General features: G+C 69.3%; 17 protein-coding genes, 1 tRNA gene and 1 pseudogene. 7 read left to right on the forward strand and 12 right to left on the reverse strand.

Translation table 11 applies throughout. The annotated features are described in order from the left end of the window. Window positions 1-25: 25 nt before the first annotated feature. Window positions 26-496: a response regulator gene (locus tag OG276_RS11215; protein ID WP_266904452.1), complete on the reverse strand. Its 471-nt coding sequence runs from the start codon at window positions 494-496 to the stop codon at window positions 26-28. A 106-nt stretch (window positions 497-602) separates the two neighbouring features. On the opposite strand from OG276_RS11215, the gene OG276_RS11220 reads away from it, so the two are divergent. The 3 genes and pseudogenes from OG276_RS11220 to OG276_RS11230 all read left to right on the forward strand — a co-directional run bounded on the left by OG276_RS11220 (window position 603) and on the right by OG276_RS11230 (window position 1,851). Continuing rightward, window positions 603-674, forward strand: a tRNA-Arg gene (locus tag OG276_RS11220). Between the two features lie 160 nt (window positions 675-834). Then, window positions 835-1,171, forward strand: a pseudogene (locus OG276_RS11225) (UTRA domain-containing protein); the annotation flags it as partial. Further along, the gene (locus OG276_RS11230; RefSeq protein ID WP_266904454.1) at window positions 1,168-1,851 is read left to right on the forward strand and encodes a YdcF family protein; all 684 of its coding nucleotides are present in this window, start codon (window positions 1,168-1,170) and stop codon (window positions 1,849-1,851) included. The pseudogene OG276_RS11225 and the gene OG276_RS11230, both read left to right, overlap by 4 nt. Here the strand turns inward: OG276_RS11230 and OG276_RS40800 are convergent. Both OG276_RS40800 and OG276_RS11240 read right to left on the reverse strand, forming a co-directional pair. Then, window positions 1,824-2,390 carry a nuclease-related domain-containing protein gene (locus OG276_RS40800; protein ID WP_323182327.1) on the reverse strand — a complete coding sequence of 189 codons (567 nt, stop codon included), beginning with the start codon at window positions 2,388-2,390 and terminating at the stop codon, window positions 1,824-1,826. The genes OG276_RS11230 and OG276_RS40800 overlap by 28 nt on opposite strands. A 770-nt stretch (window positions 2,391-3,160) precedes the next feature. Further along, window positions 3,161-3,286 carry a hypothetical protein gene (locus OG276_RS11240; protein ID WP_266904458.1) on the reverse strand — a complete coding sequence of 42 codons (126 nt, stop codon included), beginning with the start codon at window positions 3,284-3,286 and terminating at the stop codon, window positions 3,161-3,163. Between the two features lie 279 nt (window positions 3,287-3,565). Here OG276_RS11240 and OG276_RS11245 point away from each other — a divergent pair, with 279 nt between their 5' ends. After that, window positions 3,566-4,441, forward strand: a complete 876-nt coding sequence (locus OG276_RS11245; RefSeq protein WP_266904460.1) for an HNH endonuclease signature motif containing protein — start codon at window positions 3,566-3,568, stop codon at window positions 4,439-4,441. 1,496 nt (window positions 4,442-5,937) lie between these two features. Beyond that, a complete protein-coding gene (locus OG276_RS11250) occupies window positions 5,938-6,114 on the forward strand; it encodes a hypothetical protein (RefSeq protein WP_266904462.1) in 177 nt (58 codons plus the stop codon). Window positions 6,115-6,594: 480 nt separating this feature from the next. Here the strand turns inward: OG276_RS11250 and OG276_RS11255 are convergent, their stop codons facing one another. The 9 genes from OG276_RS11255 to OG276_RS11295 form a co-directional block, all read right to left on the reverse strand. Further along, complete coding sequence (locus tag OG276_RS11255) at window positions 6,595-7,434, reverse strand: M23 family metallopeptidase (RefSeq protein WP_266904464.1); 840 nt, start codon at window positions 7,432-7,434, stop codon at window positions 6,595-6,597. Beyond that, the gene (locus OG276_RS11260; protein WP_266904466.1) at window positions 7,431-8,894 is read right to left on the reverse strand and encodes an NAD(P)/FAD-dependent oxidoreductase; all 1,464 of its coding nucleotides are present in this window, start codon (window positions 8,892-8,894) and stop codon (window positions 7,431-7,433) included. The genes OG276_RS11255 and OG276_RS11260 overlap by 4 nt, the downstream gene beginning before the upstream one ends. Beyond that, window positions 8,891-10,687: an ABC transporter ATP-binding protein gene (locus OG276_RS11265; protein ID WP_266904468.1), complete on the reverse strand. Its 1,797-nt coding sequence runs from the start codon at window positions 10,685-10,687 to the stop codon at window positions 8,891-8,893. Before OG276_RS11265 ends, OG276_RS11260 begins: the two co-directional genes overlap by 4 nt. After that, window positions 10,684-10,860 carry a hypothetical protein gene (locus OG276_RS11270; RefSeq protein WP_266904470.1) on the reverse strand — a complete coding sequence of 59 codons (177 nt, stop codon included), beginning with the start codon at window positions 10,858-10,860 and terminating at the stop codon, window positions 10,684-10,686. Before OG276_RS11270 ends, OG276_RS11265 begins: the two co-directional genes overlap by 4 nt. A 1-nt stretch (window position 10,861) precedes the next feature. Further along, window positions 10,862-11,641, reverse strand: a complete 780-nt coding sequence (locus OG276_RS11275) for a class I SAM-dependent methyltransferase (RefSeq protein WP_266904472.1) — start codon at window positions 11,639-11,641, stop codon at window positions 10,862-10,864. Window positions 11,642-11,691: 50 nt separating this feature from the next. Beyond that, the gene (locus OG276_RS11280; protein ID WP_266904474.1) at window positions 11,692-12,279 is read right to left on the reverse strand and encodes a hypothetical protein; all 588 of its coding nucleotides are present in this window, start codon (window positions 12,277-12,279) and stop codon (window positions 11,692-11,694) included. Further along, window positions 12,276-14,063: an alpha/beta fold hydrolase gene (locus OG276_RS11285; RefSeq protein WP_266904476.1), complete on the reverse strand. Its 1,788-nt coding sequence runs from the start codon at window positions 14,061-14,063 to the stop codon at window positions 12,276-12,278. Before OG276_RS11285 ends, OG276_RS11280 begins: the two co-directional genes overlap by 4 nt. A 321-nt stretch (window positions 14,064-14,384) precedes the next feature. Beyond that, a complete protein-coding gene (locus OG276_RS11290) occupies window positions 14,385-14,585 on the reverse strand; it encodes a hypothetical protein (protein ID WP_266904478.1) in 201 nt (66 codons plus the stop codon). 54 nt (window positions 14,586-14,639) lie between these two features. Then, the gene (locus tag OG276_RS11295; RefSeq protein ID WP_266904480.1) at window positions 14,640-14,834 is read right to left on the reverse strand and encodes a hypothetical protein; all 195 of its coding nucleotides are present in this window, start codon (window positions 14,832-14,834) and stop codon (window positions 14,640-14,642) included. Between the two features lie 205 nt (window positions 14,835-15,039). Here OG276_RS11295 and OG276_RS11300 point away from each other — a divergent pair, with 205 nt between their 5' ends. Both OG276_RS11300 and OG276_RS11305 read left to right on the forward strand, forming a co-directional pair. Continuing rightward, window positions 15,040-15,525: a helix-turn-helix domain-containing protein gene (locus OG276_RS11300; RefSeq protein ID WP_266904482.1), complete on the forward strand. Its 486-nt coding sequence runs from the start codon at window positions 15,040-15,042 to the stop codon at window positions 15,523-15,525. Window positions 15,526-15,714: 189 nt separating this feature from the next. Next, entirely contained in the window at window positions 15,715-16,281 is a 567-nt protein-coding gene (locus OG276_RS11305) for a hypothetical protein (protein ID WP_266904484.1), read from the forward strand. Window positions 16,282-16,287 lie beyond the last annotated feature (6 nt).

The raw sequence follows: 16,287 nt of genomic DNA on the forward strand, positions 1-16,287 counted from the left end.
TACGCGAAGTGGCGTACGGGAAGGGTCAGCCCCTCCCTCTCCCTGCGGGAGCGCCCTTCCTCTCTCTCCTGTCGCGGCGCTCGATGAGCCGGTGCACGACGCGCACCAGCTCCGCGGGCTCGAAGGGCTTGGCGAGGAAGGCGTCCACACCGGCGGCGATCCCGGCCTCGACCTCGTTCTGCGTACAGGCGCTCACGATCGCCACGGGCAGATGCCGCGTCCTCGGGTCGGCCCGCAACTGCGCGGCGGCACCGAACCCGTCCAGGCGAGGCATGACCACATCAAGAGTGATCACATCGGGGAGCACGTGGTGCACCACGTCCAGGCATTCGGCACCATCGTTCGCGGTCACGACCTCGAAGCCCTCCAGCTCGAGATTGACCTTGATCAGCTGCCGGATGACCTTGTTGTCGTCGACAACAAGCACCCGGCCCGAGGCGCCTGACACAACTCGAGAGTAGGTCCGCCCCGGCCCCCGCGTCCGGCTTTTCGCCACTTCCACCCCGTCCGAGCGACCCCCGCCCCCCTCCCCCGGAATCCGTTCCTGATCACCGTCCGGAAGCTGGTAGTGTTCAACCCGTCGCCGCAACACCAGCGACCGCGCCCCCGTAGCTCAGGGGATAGAGCAACGGCCTCCGGAGCCGTGTGCGCAGGTTCGAATCCTGCCGGGGGCACTTCGTAAGGAGTGCCCAAAGACCCCGCCATCAGCGAGTTTGCTGAGACGGGGTCTTCGCGTATGTGCAGCCAACTGCGGCCCTGTGCACCCGTATGTCAGACCCTGTGGACTATTCGTGGACAGGATCTTGGTCCATCGGCGCAGGTCAGCGGTAGAACTACCGGCCTGAGCACGTCGAAGGCACTCGCCTGGTCGATCCCACGCCCGGCCCGGCAGGCCGCGGCGGTGGATTCTGCGTGCTGTACGACGCCGGCTACGAGATCGACCACATGAAGGAGCGGATCTTCGCCCGCCCGCCGCCCGCCGACGGCCGACGAAATGAGCCTCTTGCAACTTCCGCCGGGCAAACCGGTTGTCGAGCTGCACCGGACGACCTACACAGCCGACGGCACCGTCGTCGAATTCGCCCTCGGTGTACACGCCGCTTCCCCCTTTGCCTGGGAATACGACTTCCAGGTACCGGACTCGGCGAACGACAGGGAAGGCCAGGAGTGATCTCGACCCAGGACTGGGCAGACACCCGACTCATCTGGGACTACCACCAGATGGGGCACGCCCCGCAGCCGTGCTCGGTAGCGATCGGGCTCGGCAGCCACGACCTGGGCGTGGCGGATGCCGCCGTCGACCTGTACCGCCGAGGCATGGCCCCCTTGCTCGTGTTCACCGGCGCCACCAGCCCGACAACGCGCGAACGGATGCCCCGCGGCGAGGCCGTTCACTACCGCGAGCGCGCGTTGGAGCTTGGGGTCCCCAGCTCCGCCGTGCTCGTGGAGCCGCGAGCACGGAACACAGGCGAGAACATCAGCTTCTGTCGCACGCTGCTGCGAGAGGCCGGCGTCGACGTGCCCTCCGTCCTGCTCATCAGCAAGCCGTACGAGGAGCGACGTGCGTACGCCACGGCGCGGAAGCTCTGGCCCGAAGTGGAGATCGTCAGCGCTTCCAGCCCGATGACGCTCGACGAGTACATCGACACCATCGGCGACGCCCGACTGGTCATCGACATGCTGGTCGGTGCGTTGCAGCGGCTGTTGGTCTATCCCGAGCAGGGCTTCATGATCAGCCAGCAGGTCCCGGACGACGTGACCGAGGCTAACGACCGACTCTGCCGGCAGGGCTTCACGAGTCGCCTCTTGCGAGACACGACCGATCAGGCGCGGAGCCAGACACGTCGGTGACGGGCGACGCCGTACACGTGCTCCACCTGCTCGGGCGTGAGCTTCCCGGCGAGCGGCCCCAAGGCCGACACCTCCCGTTCCTGGTAGACGTGGACGGCGAACTGCGTGGCCGCCCGGTCCAGTGACGAGATGCCGACGAAGACCAGAACCGGCTCGACAGGCACATCGAAGGCGCAGTACCGCCCCAGAACCTTCCGGACGAAATCGGCCTCGGCCTGGCTTGCCGCAGCGTAGGGACGCGGCTTTCCGCCGTTGATCTTGGCCATGGAGTCGCCGACCCATACCGAGGCGCCTCGGTGGTTCTTGGTGTTGATGCTGAACACGCCGCCAGGGCCGATCAGTACGTGGTCGATGTCGCCGCCGTTGCCCTTCTCGATGCCGTGAAGCACTCGCCAGCCGAGTGGGGTTAGGCGCTCCAGCTCACGACCTACCCGACGCTCACCTTCCAGGCCCGCGTACCAGCTGTCCCACTCCGAGGGCTGCCGCAATAACTTCGCGGTCAGCCGCTGCACCTTCGACGGGCCTCGTTCGGCGATCATCCCGACGACTCGGGAGCCGGGACGGTTCCTCGCCAGGTCCTCACTGGGGCTGAGGGGTGGGAGAGGCGCCGACCGTTCGCATCGGGGTTTCGGGGCCGCGTGAATGGGGTGCGTTGGCTGCTGAGCGGGAGCCACGGGACGAGGTGGGCGCGCCGGCGGAGGAGGGGCGCTGACGACAAGCCCGTCCCCAAGGTGACGTCGAAGCAGAGCCAGGGACTCCGCCTCGTACTGCCGAAGCTTGATCGTCACGGCCTTGGTCGCTCGATCCGCCCAGGCAACTGCCGTTCCGTCCGGCAGGTTCACATAGAGCCGATCCTTTCCATGCCGCTTCCACGAGTGCACCGTCAGATCGCTCATCAGCAGCCCCCATGCATGCCGTCCCCATGCTTATGCCAGCAGCTAGCGGCCAGGCCGGCAAGACCGCCGGGGACAGAGCGAGCTGTTACAGGTTTCTCTACCTCATCAAGGCACCCGGCTCCGCTCGGGGCGGCACTCCTGCCTGCGGCCCGCTCCGCCCCCGCTGCGCCGACGCCCGCCCCTGTAGGCGGGTAGGCCCAAGGGCATGGGTCGAGCCCTACGGGCCGGCAGTGCCATCACTCACCGACATGCCTCCGGCGGGGGCGCTCCGACTCCGGGATGCGGGGGCCAGTCGTGCGGCCGCGGGTGCGTTGTGGTTCGGGGTGGAGGCGAGTGACGTGGCTGAGGCGGTCGCCTCCGTGTGCGAACACCAGTCGGGGACACCGCCAGAGCCACTTCGTCAGCCTCGCGGACTACTCCTGCGGGCGCTGCTCCTCCCCGTCTCCCAGGGAGTCGAGCTCCTGCTCGACGAACGCCCGCGTGACTCCCGCGATCACGGCGCCGATGACGAGCTTGAGAAGCGGAACGATCTTCCCCATTTGCTACCTCCACAACTTGGCAGGGAGCCACCTTGGCCCACCCACCAATCTCAGGCCCCCTGAAGGTGACGTGACGTAAGTAGGCCAATATTGACCAAACTTGACCCAAGTTGATTTCTGAAACTTGACCCCAGGTGACAGGCTAGAAGCGCCTTGACAGATCATCAGTGGCCGCAGATGCTTGGCGTAAGCAGCAGATCCACGGCGGAGTGAGAGTCGATAGTGATTCAAATCCCAGACGAGAGCACCCTCCCTGGTGGTTCGCACAGGAATCTTCTCGTGGCCCTCCATCTCCTTTACAGAAGGGCTGGATTTCCCGGAATTAAATCCATCAGTGACGCTTCGGTGCATCTGGGCGATAATTGCGATGTGATCTCCCATCAAGGGGTTTCGAATATCCTTGCGGGTAAATCGACCCCGAGGTGGAGCAAGCTCGAAGCCCTGGTGCTCGTACTCGCGAGCCGCGACGTAACCCGGCCGGAGCCAAGGGTCATTGCTCGGGAGTTTCATGGCCTCTGGCTTCAAGTGGCGAGCGAGCCCACGCTTCAGTCGATCCGTGTGGATGACGCCGGCAAGCCACCCCCGGAGGAGCTGCCGACCGACCCGTCTGGCTCACTCGCCCCTCCGGTGCGGCCAGTGGCTGGAGTCGTGCGTGGTCGGCGCAGCCTTTCAACTCGACGCAAGCGGGATCTGTTGCTGGAAGTCGGTGGGCGTTGCCCCGTCCCGCGATGCGCTAGCTCCTCGATGGAGGTTGCGCATATCACGCCCTTGGCGATGGGGGGGACTAACGATTTCGGTAACCTGATATATCTGTGCGCCAACCATCATAGGCAGTACGATGGCGGGGAGTTCACAGAGCAGGATTTGCGCCTAATTAAGGCCCGCCTCGCCTGGAGTGCCGATCGATATACGAATGCCGAATATCTCTGGCTGGGGGTTTTCTCGAAAAATAGGGGAACTCATTTCCTTCACCCGGTTGAGGAGCGCAATTGCCTTCGCTTCCTCGAAGCCGATGGATATATCCAAAGAGTTGATACCCCGGGTGCAGCGAAGCCGGACATGGATACCTGGCGTCTGGCTGAGATCGGTGTACGTCTCGCAGGGGTATGGGCAGATTCTGGCGCTCCTGCGATCAACATCGCTACCGGTCCATAGCGTCCCCCGTGCCTGCGAGGCTGAGGGGGGAAACGCCCTCCCCTTGCTGTACAGCAGCGTCGTGCCACAACCACAGCATCCGCCCCCGCCCGGTAGCGTCCCTCTGAGGCCTTGAAGTGCCCGGGATGGCTATCACTGACCGATCTGGCCAGAGCTACGGATCAGAAGGTTAAAAATTCGAGCCCTGCCAAGTGCACGGCCGGAGAGGCCCCGGACGAAAGTCCGGGGCCTCTCGCGCTCTGGCTCCCAGCGGGGAGCAGTAGCTGCGGTGGATCCAACCCAAAGCTCCTCTATGACCTCGGATAGCCTCTGCCCACCCGGGATTCGGGCCACATGAAACGAAGGCCGGCTGTGTCGGTGCGTGAGAACTTCGCCAGGTCTTTAAACGAACGGCCGAGGCTTCTGACGGTGAGTCGTTCGCCGTGGAGCGGCCTTGCGGGTGCTCACCAAAGTGGCCCGGCCTGGAGTCAACAGCGAACGGACACATGCTTCCGGCTCAACCTTCGGGCCACTACAGCGTTCTGACGAACCCTGAAATCGGTCCGTTCATCGCGCGGTGCACAGGATGTCGGGCACGCTATCCGCACCCTGGGTGGTACCGCAGGACGCGTCAATGCCCTTCGACTGGGCTCGCGACTGAGTAGGTTCCGGCCCGCCCGTGGGCCTTGGAAGGGCAGCAGACGGAGGCCACACGTGACAGCAGGCGACCGCTCCACCAACCAGGGCAAGGAGCCAGGTCGGCAGGAGTTGCGCACGGCCGGCGCAAGCAGGTCACTCTTGGCCATCGGCGGAGCCTGACCGTCGGATAGGTCCCGGGCTTGCCCCGGGTCGCCCCCGGACAAAGCCAGGGATGCAGCTGCACTACAGAGCTGGACACCTCGGAAGCCGACCGCGCGCAGCCGGACTCTCATGGGCGGCACTGACAAAGCTCCCCGGGCTGAGTATCCAAGTGCCCGACAAGCGCTCCGCGCGCCTCCGAACATGGGCAGTCATCGGAGGTCAATGAGCATCCAGGGCCAGGTGGGCATGCCCTCGGAGCGGCTTCGGGACGCAGCAGTCGACGGGAAATACCTTGAATTCAGATCCGTCATGGCCATACGTTCGCATCGTCCCGACAACCGGCGCCCGGGGGCGCCCCAGGCGAAAACCAAACTGGTGGGAGTAAGAGGCGGCTCACGGGGTGGCCGTACGGCGTGGCGTGCGATCGGCGTCCTGGATAGTCCCCACCAGACCCCGGCTGTACCGTGCCAGGTAGGGCAGGGAGCAGCGGTAAACAGCGGGTGACAGGGTCGGCCCGCGGGTTCTCCCTCGCACCCATTTGCACAGGTCAGGGGCGGGATCGCGCAGGCAAGATCGGTGATTCCCAAGCTCATGGTGTCCCGTCTTGCGGGCGGGCGTGCGCCCCTGAGCTTCGATCGACCCTCTGTGCGCTCTCTCCATGTCCCACTGCCTGCGCCATCGTCGTGGTGCTGGCGAGGGCCGATGGAGGGGGCGAGATGACGCAGCCGCTGTGCGGTTCGGCGACGCAGGATGGTCGCCGTTGTCGGAACAAGGCGATCATCGGAAGCGGGCAGTGCTCGAAGCACCAGGGGGCTTGGACCTCTTACGGTGTCGCGCAGCGCAAGAAGAAGGAAGCTGAAGCGAAGATGCGGAAGCTGCGGAGGAAGAAGTGAGCCTGCGCGGCCTATTCGTGGACCGCTGGGACTCTGCAGGACCTCGATAGGCTTCTGACCTGCTGGAACGTGTGAGACGCACGGGGCCTCCGGAGCCGTGTGCGCAGGTTCGAATCCTGCCGGGGGCACTTCGTAAGGAGTGCCCAAAGACCCCGCCATCAGCGAGTTTGCTGAGACGGGGTCTTCGCGTTTGTGCAGCCGACTGCGGCTCTGTGCGGCTGCGGAAGCGGCGCCCGACGCGCCTGCTTGTTTGCGTCATTGGCAACCGTGGGCTCTGCCACCGCACGGCGGGCAGCGGGGGTTCCGGGAACTCGCCTAGATCCGCGGCGTGGTGCATGGCGTTGGCGAGGGTCCGCCGCTTTCGGTGAGCCGCCGTCTCCGCTGCGGCGGCAGCCCTTTCCGCAGGCCTTGCCGGGCTCGTGCAACGCGTTGGCCGGCTTGTCCGGGAGGTCGCGGTCATCGGTCCGGGCAGGGCGAATGTCACCCCGTGAAGAGGGTGGTGTTGGAGGGGATGCCGGTTCGGGGGGGTTCGGTGACCGGGTGGTAGTGCCAAGTGAAGGGGATGCCTTGGGCGGTGGTGGGGTCGGGGGTGGTCATGAGCTGGAAGTGGAGGTGGGGTTCGGAGGAGTTTCCGGAGTTGCCGCAGTCCGCCAGGTGCTGGCCGGCTCGGACGTGGTCTCCGGGGCGTACGCGCAGGGAGCCGCGGCGGAGGTGGGCGAAGCCGGCGACGACGTTGTCGCCGGTGTCCAGAAGGATGTAGTTGCCCCAGAGGTGGCAGGGCCAGCCGAGGCTGCGGACGAAGCCTTCGAGGTAGAGGTACGCGAAGGACGGGAGCGAGGAGCGGGTCCAGTGGTCGCGCATGCGGTGCGCGGTGGCGACGACCACCCCGTCGGCGGGGGCCAGGACCGGCCGGCCGAAGGTCGGGTAGTGCTCGGGGCGGCGGGCCAGCGGCCAGAGGTTGGTGAACGGGGGCGCCTCGGGGCCCCCGGCGGGGTGGTGGATCAGGTCGATGGCGTAGGTCTGGGCGTGGCTGTGGGTGTGGCTGGGGACCTTGTCGGCGGGGCTGTTGTGTGCGGTCCAGGGGCCTTCGACGGGGATGCGCATCGGGACCGGGGGGTGGTCGCCGGTCGGGCGCTGGCGGCGGGTCAGGGTCCAGCGCATGGTGCCGCCGACGGCGAGGAGGAACAGGCCGGTGAACCACAGGGGGCTCAGGCCGTCGGTGTTGGCGAGGACGCAGAGCGTGCCGGCGGCGAAGAGGAGGCCGTGGCGCTTCCAGAGGGTCGTACGGAGGGTCGTATGGAAGGTGGGGCTAAGGGTCATGGGGTGGGCCTCTGGGGGGAGAGGGGCGGGGCGGTGCGCAGGCCGTGGTGGCGGCGGAGGGCTGTCCGGGCGGCGAGGTGGCCGCACATGCCGTGCACCGAGGGGCCGGGCGGGGTGGCCGCCGAGCAGAGGTAGACCCCGGGGAGCGGGGTGCGGTAGGGGTCGGCCTGGAGGGTGGGGCGGGCCAGGGACTGTTTGAGGGTGAGGGCCCCGGCGGCGATGTCGCCGCCCACGTAGTTCGGGTTGTACGCCTCCCAGTCCGCGGCGGCCCGGCCGCGGGACGCCAGGACGGTGTCGGTGAAGCCCGGGGCGTACTCCTCGATGCGGCGGCGGATCAGGTCGACCGGGTCGCGGGTGTCGCCGTTGGGTACGTGGGCGTACGCCCAGACCGGGCGGCGGTCGCCGCGGGCGCGTCCCGGATCGGTGACCGCGGGGTCCACGACGAGGGTGAAGGGGGCGGAGCCGGGCCGGCCGGCCGCCACCTCCCGTTCCTGGCGGGTGACGGCCTCGGCGCTGCCGCCCAGGTGTACGGTGCCGGCCCGGCCGGTCAGGGGGTCCGCCCAGGGGATGGGGCCGGACACCAGGAAGTCGGCCTTCGCGGCGCCCGGCCCGTACCGGTAGCGGGTGAGGGCGCGCCGGTAGCGGGCGGGGAGCCGGTCGCCGGCCAGGCGGAGGAACTCGGTGGGGCCCACGTCCAGGAGGACCAGCGGGATGCCGGTCAGTTCGGCGAGGTCGCGGACGCGGTGGCCGGTGACGAACTCGCCGCCGTGCGCGGTGATGTCCTCCGCGAGGGCGTGGGCGATGCGGTCGCTGCCGCCTTCGGGGAGGGGCCAGCCGGTGCTGTGCGCGGTGTGGCCGAGCAGCATGGCGACGGCGGCGGAGGCGAGTGAGGGCAGCGGTCCGACGGCGTGCGCGGCCACGCCGGCGAGGAGGGCGCGGGCCTCCGGGGTGGTGAAGGGGCTGCGCGGGAGGGCGTGGGTGAGGACCCGGGTGGCCAGGCGGACCGCCGCCACGGGGTCGCGGGGCGGATGGCGGAGATCGGAGAGGAGGAGTTCGACGACCGCGGCGGAGCGTTCCACCAAGGGGCCCATCAGCCGGGCCCAGCGGGGGCCGTCCGGGCCGAGCTGTTCGGCGGTCCGGGTGATGCTCCGCCAGGCGGCGACGGAGCGGCCGCCGGCCAGCGGGTGGGCGTACGGGATCTCGGGCTGGAGCAGCCGGACGCCTCTGGAGGGGAGGTCGAAGGCGGTGAAGAAGGGGGAGGCGGCGGCCATCGGGTGGACGGCTGAGCAGGTGTCGTGGCGGATGTCGCTGTCGAACAGGGACCGGGTCCGCAGGCCGCCGCCGATGGTGTCGGCCTGTTCGTACAGGACCACGCGCAGGCCGGCGCGGGCCAGGGTGACGGCGGCCGCCAGGCCGTTGGGGCCGGTGCCGACGACGGCCGCGTCGGGGTGGCGGCTCAACGGGCCGGCCCTTCGGCTGCGGGGGCCAGTTGGCGGGTGGTGAGGCGGCGGTAGGTGGGATCCCGGTCCATCAGATCGGTGTGTGAGCCGCGGGCGCGGAGGCGGCCGTCCTCGACCACCAGGATGCGGTCCGCGTCGATGGTGGCGGAGAGCCGGTGCGCGATGGTGAGGACGTGGCAGCGGGTGCCGACCTCGGCGATGGTCTGCCGGAGGGCGGCTTCGGCGTCGGCGTCCAGGTGGGCGGTGGCCTCGTCGAGGAGGAGCAGGTCGGGGCGGGTGAGCAGGGCGCGGGCGATCGCCAGGCGCTGGCGCTGGCCGCCGGACAGTCCGGTGCCGCCTTCGCCGAGGGGGGTGTCCAGGCCCTGCGGGAGGGCTTCGACGACCTGGTCGAGGTGGGCGGCGCGTATCGCCTCGGCCATCTCGGCCTCGGTGGCATCGGGGCGGGCGTAGGTGAGGTTCTCCCGTACGGTGCCGCGCATCAGCGGGGACTCCTGTTCCACCAGGCCGATCCTGGCGCGGAGTTCGTCCAGGGGGAGGGCCGCGGTGTCGGTGCCGCCGAGGTGGATGCTGCCCCGGTCGGGGGCGTGGAAGCGTTCGATCAGCTGGAAGAGGGTGGTCTTGCCGGCTCCGGAGGGGCCGACGACCGCGGTGACGCCGGTCGGGGGGAGGGTGAAGGAGATGCCGTCGAGGGTGGGGGCGGCCGCCCCGTGGTGCCGGAACGACACCTCCCTGAATTCGATGGCTCCGGCCGCTTCCGGGCGCTGTCCCGGCTCCGGTCCCGGCTGGGACCCCGGCACCGATCCCCGTTCCTGTGCCGAGACCTGTCCCCGTGCCGAGGCCTGCTCCTGCGCCGAGGCCTGCTCCTGCTCTATGGCAGCCAGTTCCCGGACGCGGTCCACCGCGGCGCGGCCCTGCTGGAGTTCGCCCAGCGACATGAAGAGCATGACCAGCGGGCTGACCAGGTAGAACAGGTACATGATGAAGGCCGTGAGGTCTTCGATGGGGAGTTCTCCGGTGGCGGTGCGGGCCATGCCCCAGGCGATGACCACGGCCAGGGAGACCTGGGTGCCCACGTTCATCGAGGGCATCAGCAGGGCCGTCAGCCGGGTCACCCGGATGCCGCTGCGGCGGGCGGCGTCGGCCAGTTCGCCGATGTGTTCGGCTTCGCGGGCTTCGGCGCGGGATGCCTTCACCGTGGTCAGGGCGCCCAGGACGCGCAGCAGACCGGAGCCGAAGTCGCTGGTGTCCTCCCGGTTGGTGACGGCGGCGGCCCGGACCGCGCGGGCCAGGCCGAGGGCGACGGCGGAGGCGACGCCGAGGCAGCCGGCGGTGACCAGGAGCATCTGCCAGTCGATCCAGGCCATCACCGCGATGCAGCCGATGGTGGTGAGGGCCGAGGTGATGATCTGGGACAGCGAGGAGGACAGCGCGATCCGGGCCACCGAGGTGTCGGCGACGGTACGGGTGAACACGTCGCCGTGTTCGAGCCGGTGGAAGGCTCCCAGCCGGGAGTGCAGCAGCCGGCCGGTGAGGGTGGTCCGCATGTCGAGAACCATGTTCTCGCCGGCCCGCCCGATCAGGTAGAAGTGCCCGGCGGCCAGGGCCGCGTCGGCCACGAACAGGCTCGCGATGAGGACGATCGGCCAGACCGGCGAGCGATCCAGGGCGACGGCCTCGATCAGGTCGCCGATGAGCAGGGGCTGGAGCAGGGTGGCGGCCGTGCCGGCCACGCCCAGCAGGATGCCGGTGCCCAGGAGCGTACGGTGCCGGGCCGCGATCGCCGCGGTGTTCACTGCCGGGCCCGGCCCGCGGCGATGGCGGCGACGATCGCGACGGCGGTGCCGAAGATCAGCCCCTTGGTCCAGGACTGGCTGGTGAAACGGCCGTCCTCGCGGAACATCACGGCCATGACGGGTACCGCCACGGCGAGGGCGGTGACGAACCAGACGGCCCGCTGGGTGCTCATCTCAGGCCCCTTTCAGATAGGTGGTGAGGAAGAGCGGGAACCGCTCGTCGTACGGGGACAGGTCCCAGCCGCTGTAGCGGCCCTCCGGGACCAGTCCGACGGCCAGAGCCTGGGCGTCCGCTTCATCGGGGGTGATCGGCCGGGACAGTTCGGTGCCGACCCGGGTGCTTCCGTCGGATTCGTACCAGATGTGGGAGCACTGCCAGAGGTCGGATCCGGGGGGCAGGGTGGAGTGGGTCTGCAGTCCGGTACCCGGCTCGGAGTACGGGGTGAAGAGGGTGATGCGTGACCGGCCCTCGTGGAGGGCTTCCACGGCCGGCCGGTTGCCCGTCTCGACGACCAGCCGGCCGCCGGGGGTGAGCAGGTCGGCCGCCCGGCGGAACATGGCCTGCTGGTCCTGGGGGGTCAGCAGCATCGACAGGACTCCGCACACGGCGTAGACGAGGCCGTACCGGCGGTCGTCGGTGTAGGTGCGGATGTCTCCGTGGATTCCGGTGACTTCGGCACGGTTGCTGCCGGGGCCGGGGCCGGGGGTCCGGGCCAGCAGGTCGAGCATCTCCGGGGAGGAGTCCACCCCGGTGACCGGGCCGGTGCGCTCGGCCAGCGGGAGGGCGATCCGGCCGGTGCCCACGCCGAGTTCGAGGGTGCCGGACCCGGGGTCGGGGTGGAGGGCGGCGAGGGTGTCGGCGACGGCTGCCACGCTCGCGTCCGTGGGGAATATGCGGTGGTACCAGGACGCGAACTGCGTTCCGTAGCCGATGTCCTCGACTGCGCCGGCCATGGGTGGGCACCTCTCTGTCGGTGGGTCGGACGGTGGGGTCGGACGGGGGGTCAGACCGCGGTCGGGTGGCCGGCCTTCGCCGGCCGGTCCAGGGGGGTGTACGGGGAGAGGAACAGGGGTTCCGGATCCTCGGTGGTGTCGTGGCCGGAGGCGCGGACCACGGAGAACTGGAAGCCCTGGACGGTGCCTTCGGGGTGCCGTTCACGGATGGTGTGCCGGATGAAGCCGAGCAGCACCTGGTACGCCGAGTTGGTCTGGGCGGCGCCGGCGCCGCCCTTGGCGGCGAGCTGGAGCACGGCGGTGCAGATGTCGAAGACGGCCTTTTCGGGGCGGCGCGAGGCGAACCAGAACGCCTGGTGCAGCCGGCGCGGTTCGATCATCTCGATCTCCTGCCAGTCGCCGGTCACACCAGCCGGGTCGAGGGTCCGGTACACGTAGTGGAAGTCGTGGACCGCCGGGTTCGGGGCGAAGAACTTCCAGTTGGGGACGAGCGAGTACACGTCCCTGGTGCGGGGCCGGTCGAAGGCCGGGTGCGGGTGCTGTGCGGCGACGGTGGCCACCAGCATTCCGGCGCCGAGCACCCGGGCCCAGGCGCCCTCGCCGGTGAAGGCCGACTTCAGCAGGGTGCCGGGGTTCATCGGGCGGTTCCTTCCGTACGGGCCGCGTCCTGCGGCTGGTCCTGCGGCTCGCCCTTCCCGGCGTCGGCCGGGACACGGGCGGCCGGGACCTCGGCGAGGAAGGCGGCGATCAGGTCGGCGGCGCGGTGGGCGTGGGCGGCGTTGGTGAGCAGGGAGTCGTGGTCGGAGCCCTCGACCACCTCGATGCCGCCGGTCTCGCCGTGGCCGGGGTGGGCGTAGGACAGCTCGTTGTAGAGGAGCAGCTGCTCGGGGTCTTGGTCGACGGTCTGCTGCGCCGCGATGATCAGGCCGGGGACGGGCAGCGGCGCGATGGTGCCGTCGAAGGCGCGGAAGTCCTTCTCGACGGCTTCCCATTCGCGTTTGCCGGCGGTCCACAGCCGGGCGTCGGTGTACTGGGCGAACACCCGCTGCCGGTATTCCTTGGGCAGCCGGTCCAGCCATTCGGGTCGGCTCATCAGGATTCCGCTACCCAGGCGGAGGTATCGGGATGCCTGCGCGATGGTCTCGCTGAGGGCCTTGGAGCCCTCGCTCTGCCGTTGCGAGCGCTGGAGTTCGGCGGGGTGGGCGGGGTCCAGGTAGACCAGGCCGGCCAGCCGGTCCGACAGCCGGTCGGCGGCCCGGCGGATGATCTCGCCGCCGAGGGAGTGGCCGACCAGGACCACCTTGCGACCGGCCGGCAGGACCCCGCGGACCAGGTCCTCCAGGTCGTCCACGGACTCGGCCAGTTCGTACGGGGCGGTGGTGCGGCGGAGGCTGCCGCCGTAGCCGGCCCGCGCGTAGGAGACCACCGGGTGGTCGGTCTCGTTGACGAAGCGCTCGGTGATCCAGGCGAAGTGCTCGGAGGTGGAGGCCAGTCCGGCGGCGAAGACGAGGACGGGCTCGTCGCTGTGGCCGGGGCCGAAGGCGTCGCCGGTGCCGAAGGTGTCGCCGGTGTCGCCGCCGGTCTCGTAGAGCAGTTCGTTGCCGTGGCGGGTGACGAACCTGCGGGAGGTGGGCCAGCCCTCCAGGACGGTGGAGCGGCGCTGCGCGGCCAGCGCCGCGCTCGCCGCGACCCCGGCGGCCAGCAGCAGTCCGGCGGCCTTCACGGCCCGGTCGTCGCGGCCGGCAACGGCGGGGTGGGAGGCGGGGGTGGTGGTGTAGGCGACCATCGGGTGCATGGAGGGGAAGGCCGTCATGAAGCGGCCGAGGCCCATGATGAACCCGTTGGCGACGTGGAAGCTCGCGGCGGAGGCCAGGACGGGCCGGGTGAGCCGGCCGCCCGCGAGGTGGACCAGGGGGAAGAGGCATTCCAGGGCGAGCACGCCGTGCTGGACGTACTTGGAGGTCTTCGGGTGGCGCTGGGTCAGCTCGTAGATCTTCTCGGAGCCGTAGGTCCGGGTCCGCATGACTCCGGGGAGCGCGGAGGCGTCGCGCCAGCGTTCGCCGAGGAGCTTGACCCAGCCGGAGGCCGCGTACGAGAGGTTGGCCTGCAGGGCCACGTACCAGAGGAGGGCGTCCTGGGTCTGGGTGTTGCGGGAGAGCCGGGCGAGGCCGGTGGCGCCCTGGACGAGGGTGGCGACCTGGTCGGAGCCGTCGGTGCCGTAACGGTGGCGGGCGGCCAGCAGGCAGGTGGTGCCGCCGAGGAAGAGGCTGCCGGCGCCGCGCCAACGACTGTTGCCCGGCAGCAGCATGCCGACACCGACGGCCGCGCGGGCGGCGTGCAGTGCGAGGGTGACCTCGTGGTGCGCGACGGCATTGCTGATTTTCCGGATGACCGGGTTGGTGGACTCCGGGGACTTCTTCATGATGTCCCAGTCATTGAGCCCGCCGGGCTCCAGGTGTTTCCGCTGGTTCAGGTATTCCAGGGAGGAGGAGAGCGTGGTGAGGGCGGACAGCCGCTCCGAAATCCCCAGGGCCCGGTCCCGGGAAACCGGAACGGGCGAGAAAACCGCCGAGGCTAGTTTCCTTATGTACCGCAAAACGCGCCTACCTCTCGGCTCGGCAAATGGCTTCGATTGGCGTTCGGTTAGCATGGACGGGCTGTCCGGCCGCGATTCCAGCGCGGCCGGACAGCCCTTGTTCCCGCTTGTGGAGCGATGGCGAATACTCCGCCGATCCGGCGGGGATCAGCCCTTGGCGGCGACCCGGCCGGCCTCGTAGGCGCCGACCGCCGCGGCACCGGCCGCCAGCCCGCCCGCGGCGTACGGCGTGGCGACCAGGACGGCCGGGGTGAAGGCCACCGGCATCATTCTGGTGGTCCGCTCGCCCGAGTCCTGCGACAGCGTCGCGCCCGCGATGACGCGGACGCTCTCGGTGATGCTGTTCATCTGTACCCCTCCCTGTTTTCTGGTGTCATCCGGCGCGACGGCCGGAATCCGGAATCAGTTGACGACGCGGCCGGTGACGTACGCACCGACCGGAATGGTGAAGGCGACGATTCCGGCCGTGATCTTCACGGAGGCCGGAACGGCGATGACGGCCGGGGTGGCCATGACGGGCGTGCCGTCGACGGAGAGCTTGCTCTCCGCGATGGGGCCCATGTCCTGCTGGTTCATAAAGGCCGCGATCTTGGCCATGACATTCCCTTTCGGTGGGGGTGGGTGAGAACGACCCACATCGGTGTCAACTGAGGTTCGATCCTTATCGGTTTCATCGAAACACCAGTCGATGGCGCGACTCTAGGCGCGACTTGATCAAGCCGTCAACTGGTATTGATTGCGAGATTGTGAATCTCACACACCAGTGTGGTGATAGGGTGCGCGCCGGAGAGGGAGGTACGTCATGGCCGATCAGGCAGATCAGGCGGACCGGTCGGGTCAGGCGGACCCGACGGGGCCGTCGGCAACCCCGAAGTCACTGGCCGAGAAGCTGGAACACCTCTTCGCCCACACGGCCCCCGCCGGCCGGGGCCCGTACAGCGTCGAGGAAGTGGCGCGGGCCATCACGGCGGAGCGGATCCCGATCTCGGGCAGCTACATCTGGCTGCTGCGCAAGGGGCAGCGCGACAATCCGACTTTGCGCCATCTGGAAGGGCTGGCCCAGTTCTTCGGGGTGCCGCCCGCCTACTTCTTCGACGACCGGGTCACCGACGCCGTCGACGCGGAACTGGGCCTGCTCGCCGCACTGCGCGACGCGAAGGTGCAGCACGTGGCGCTGCGGACGGCCGGGCTGTCCGAGAAGAGCCTGAAGTCGATCACCGAGATGATCGAGCGGGTCCGCGAGCTGGAAGGCCTCGGCGACGCCGACAGCGGGCCGAGAGTGTCCTGAAATCTCCTATACGTCTATCGGGTCGCCATGCTGCGATGGAACGTATGGCAAGCAACGGGGCTGATCCATCCATCACGAACAACGGCCAGGTGACCACTGCCGATGTTCTCTAAGCCGCACGTCAAGCCGGAATTCCGAGCCGCCGCAACGGAGTCGGACCGAAGAGCACGGCGCCTCAGCCGCCGCTTCGTGAAGGAGCTCGACCTTCCACCGGCCGCCGATGTCCGGGAACTGATCCCGGCCATCCAGAGAATTTCCGGCCATCCCATCCGTCTGGCGCCCGCGCCCGCCGACAGCTTCCAGGGCATCTGCGGCATGTGGATCCGCACAGCGGCCGGCATCGACTACATCTTCGTGCACGAGAACACCAGCCGGGTGCACCAGGACCACATCATCGCCCACGAGATCGCGCACATCATCCGAGGCCACGGCCTCACCCGCGGCCTCGCCACGGACCCGGGCGCGGGCGCTGGTACGGGCGCCGGTACGGGCACGGGTACGGGCACGGGTACGGGCACGGGCGCCGGTGCCGCGCAGCAACAACAGTCGACGGCCGACCCGCTGGACCGGCTCGTCCCGCACCTGGACCCGGCGAAGGTCCGGGTGATGCTCGGCCGCACCGACTACGTGCACGAGGAGGAGCGGGAGGCCGAACTGATCGGCACCCACCTCCAGTACCTGCTGCACCGGCCGGCGCGACGGCGGACCGCCCGCCAGGACCGGGCTGCCCGGACGCTGCTCCGCGGGTGGCGGTGACCGGCC

This window comes from Streptomyces sp. NBC_00086 (assembly GCF_026343255.1).
In the GTDB taxonomy this organism is placed as follows: Bacteria; Actinomycetota; Actinomycetes; order Streptomycetales; family Streptomycetaceae; genus Streptomyces.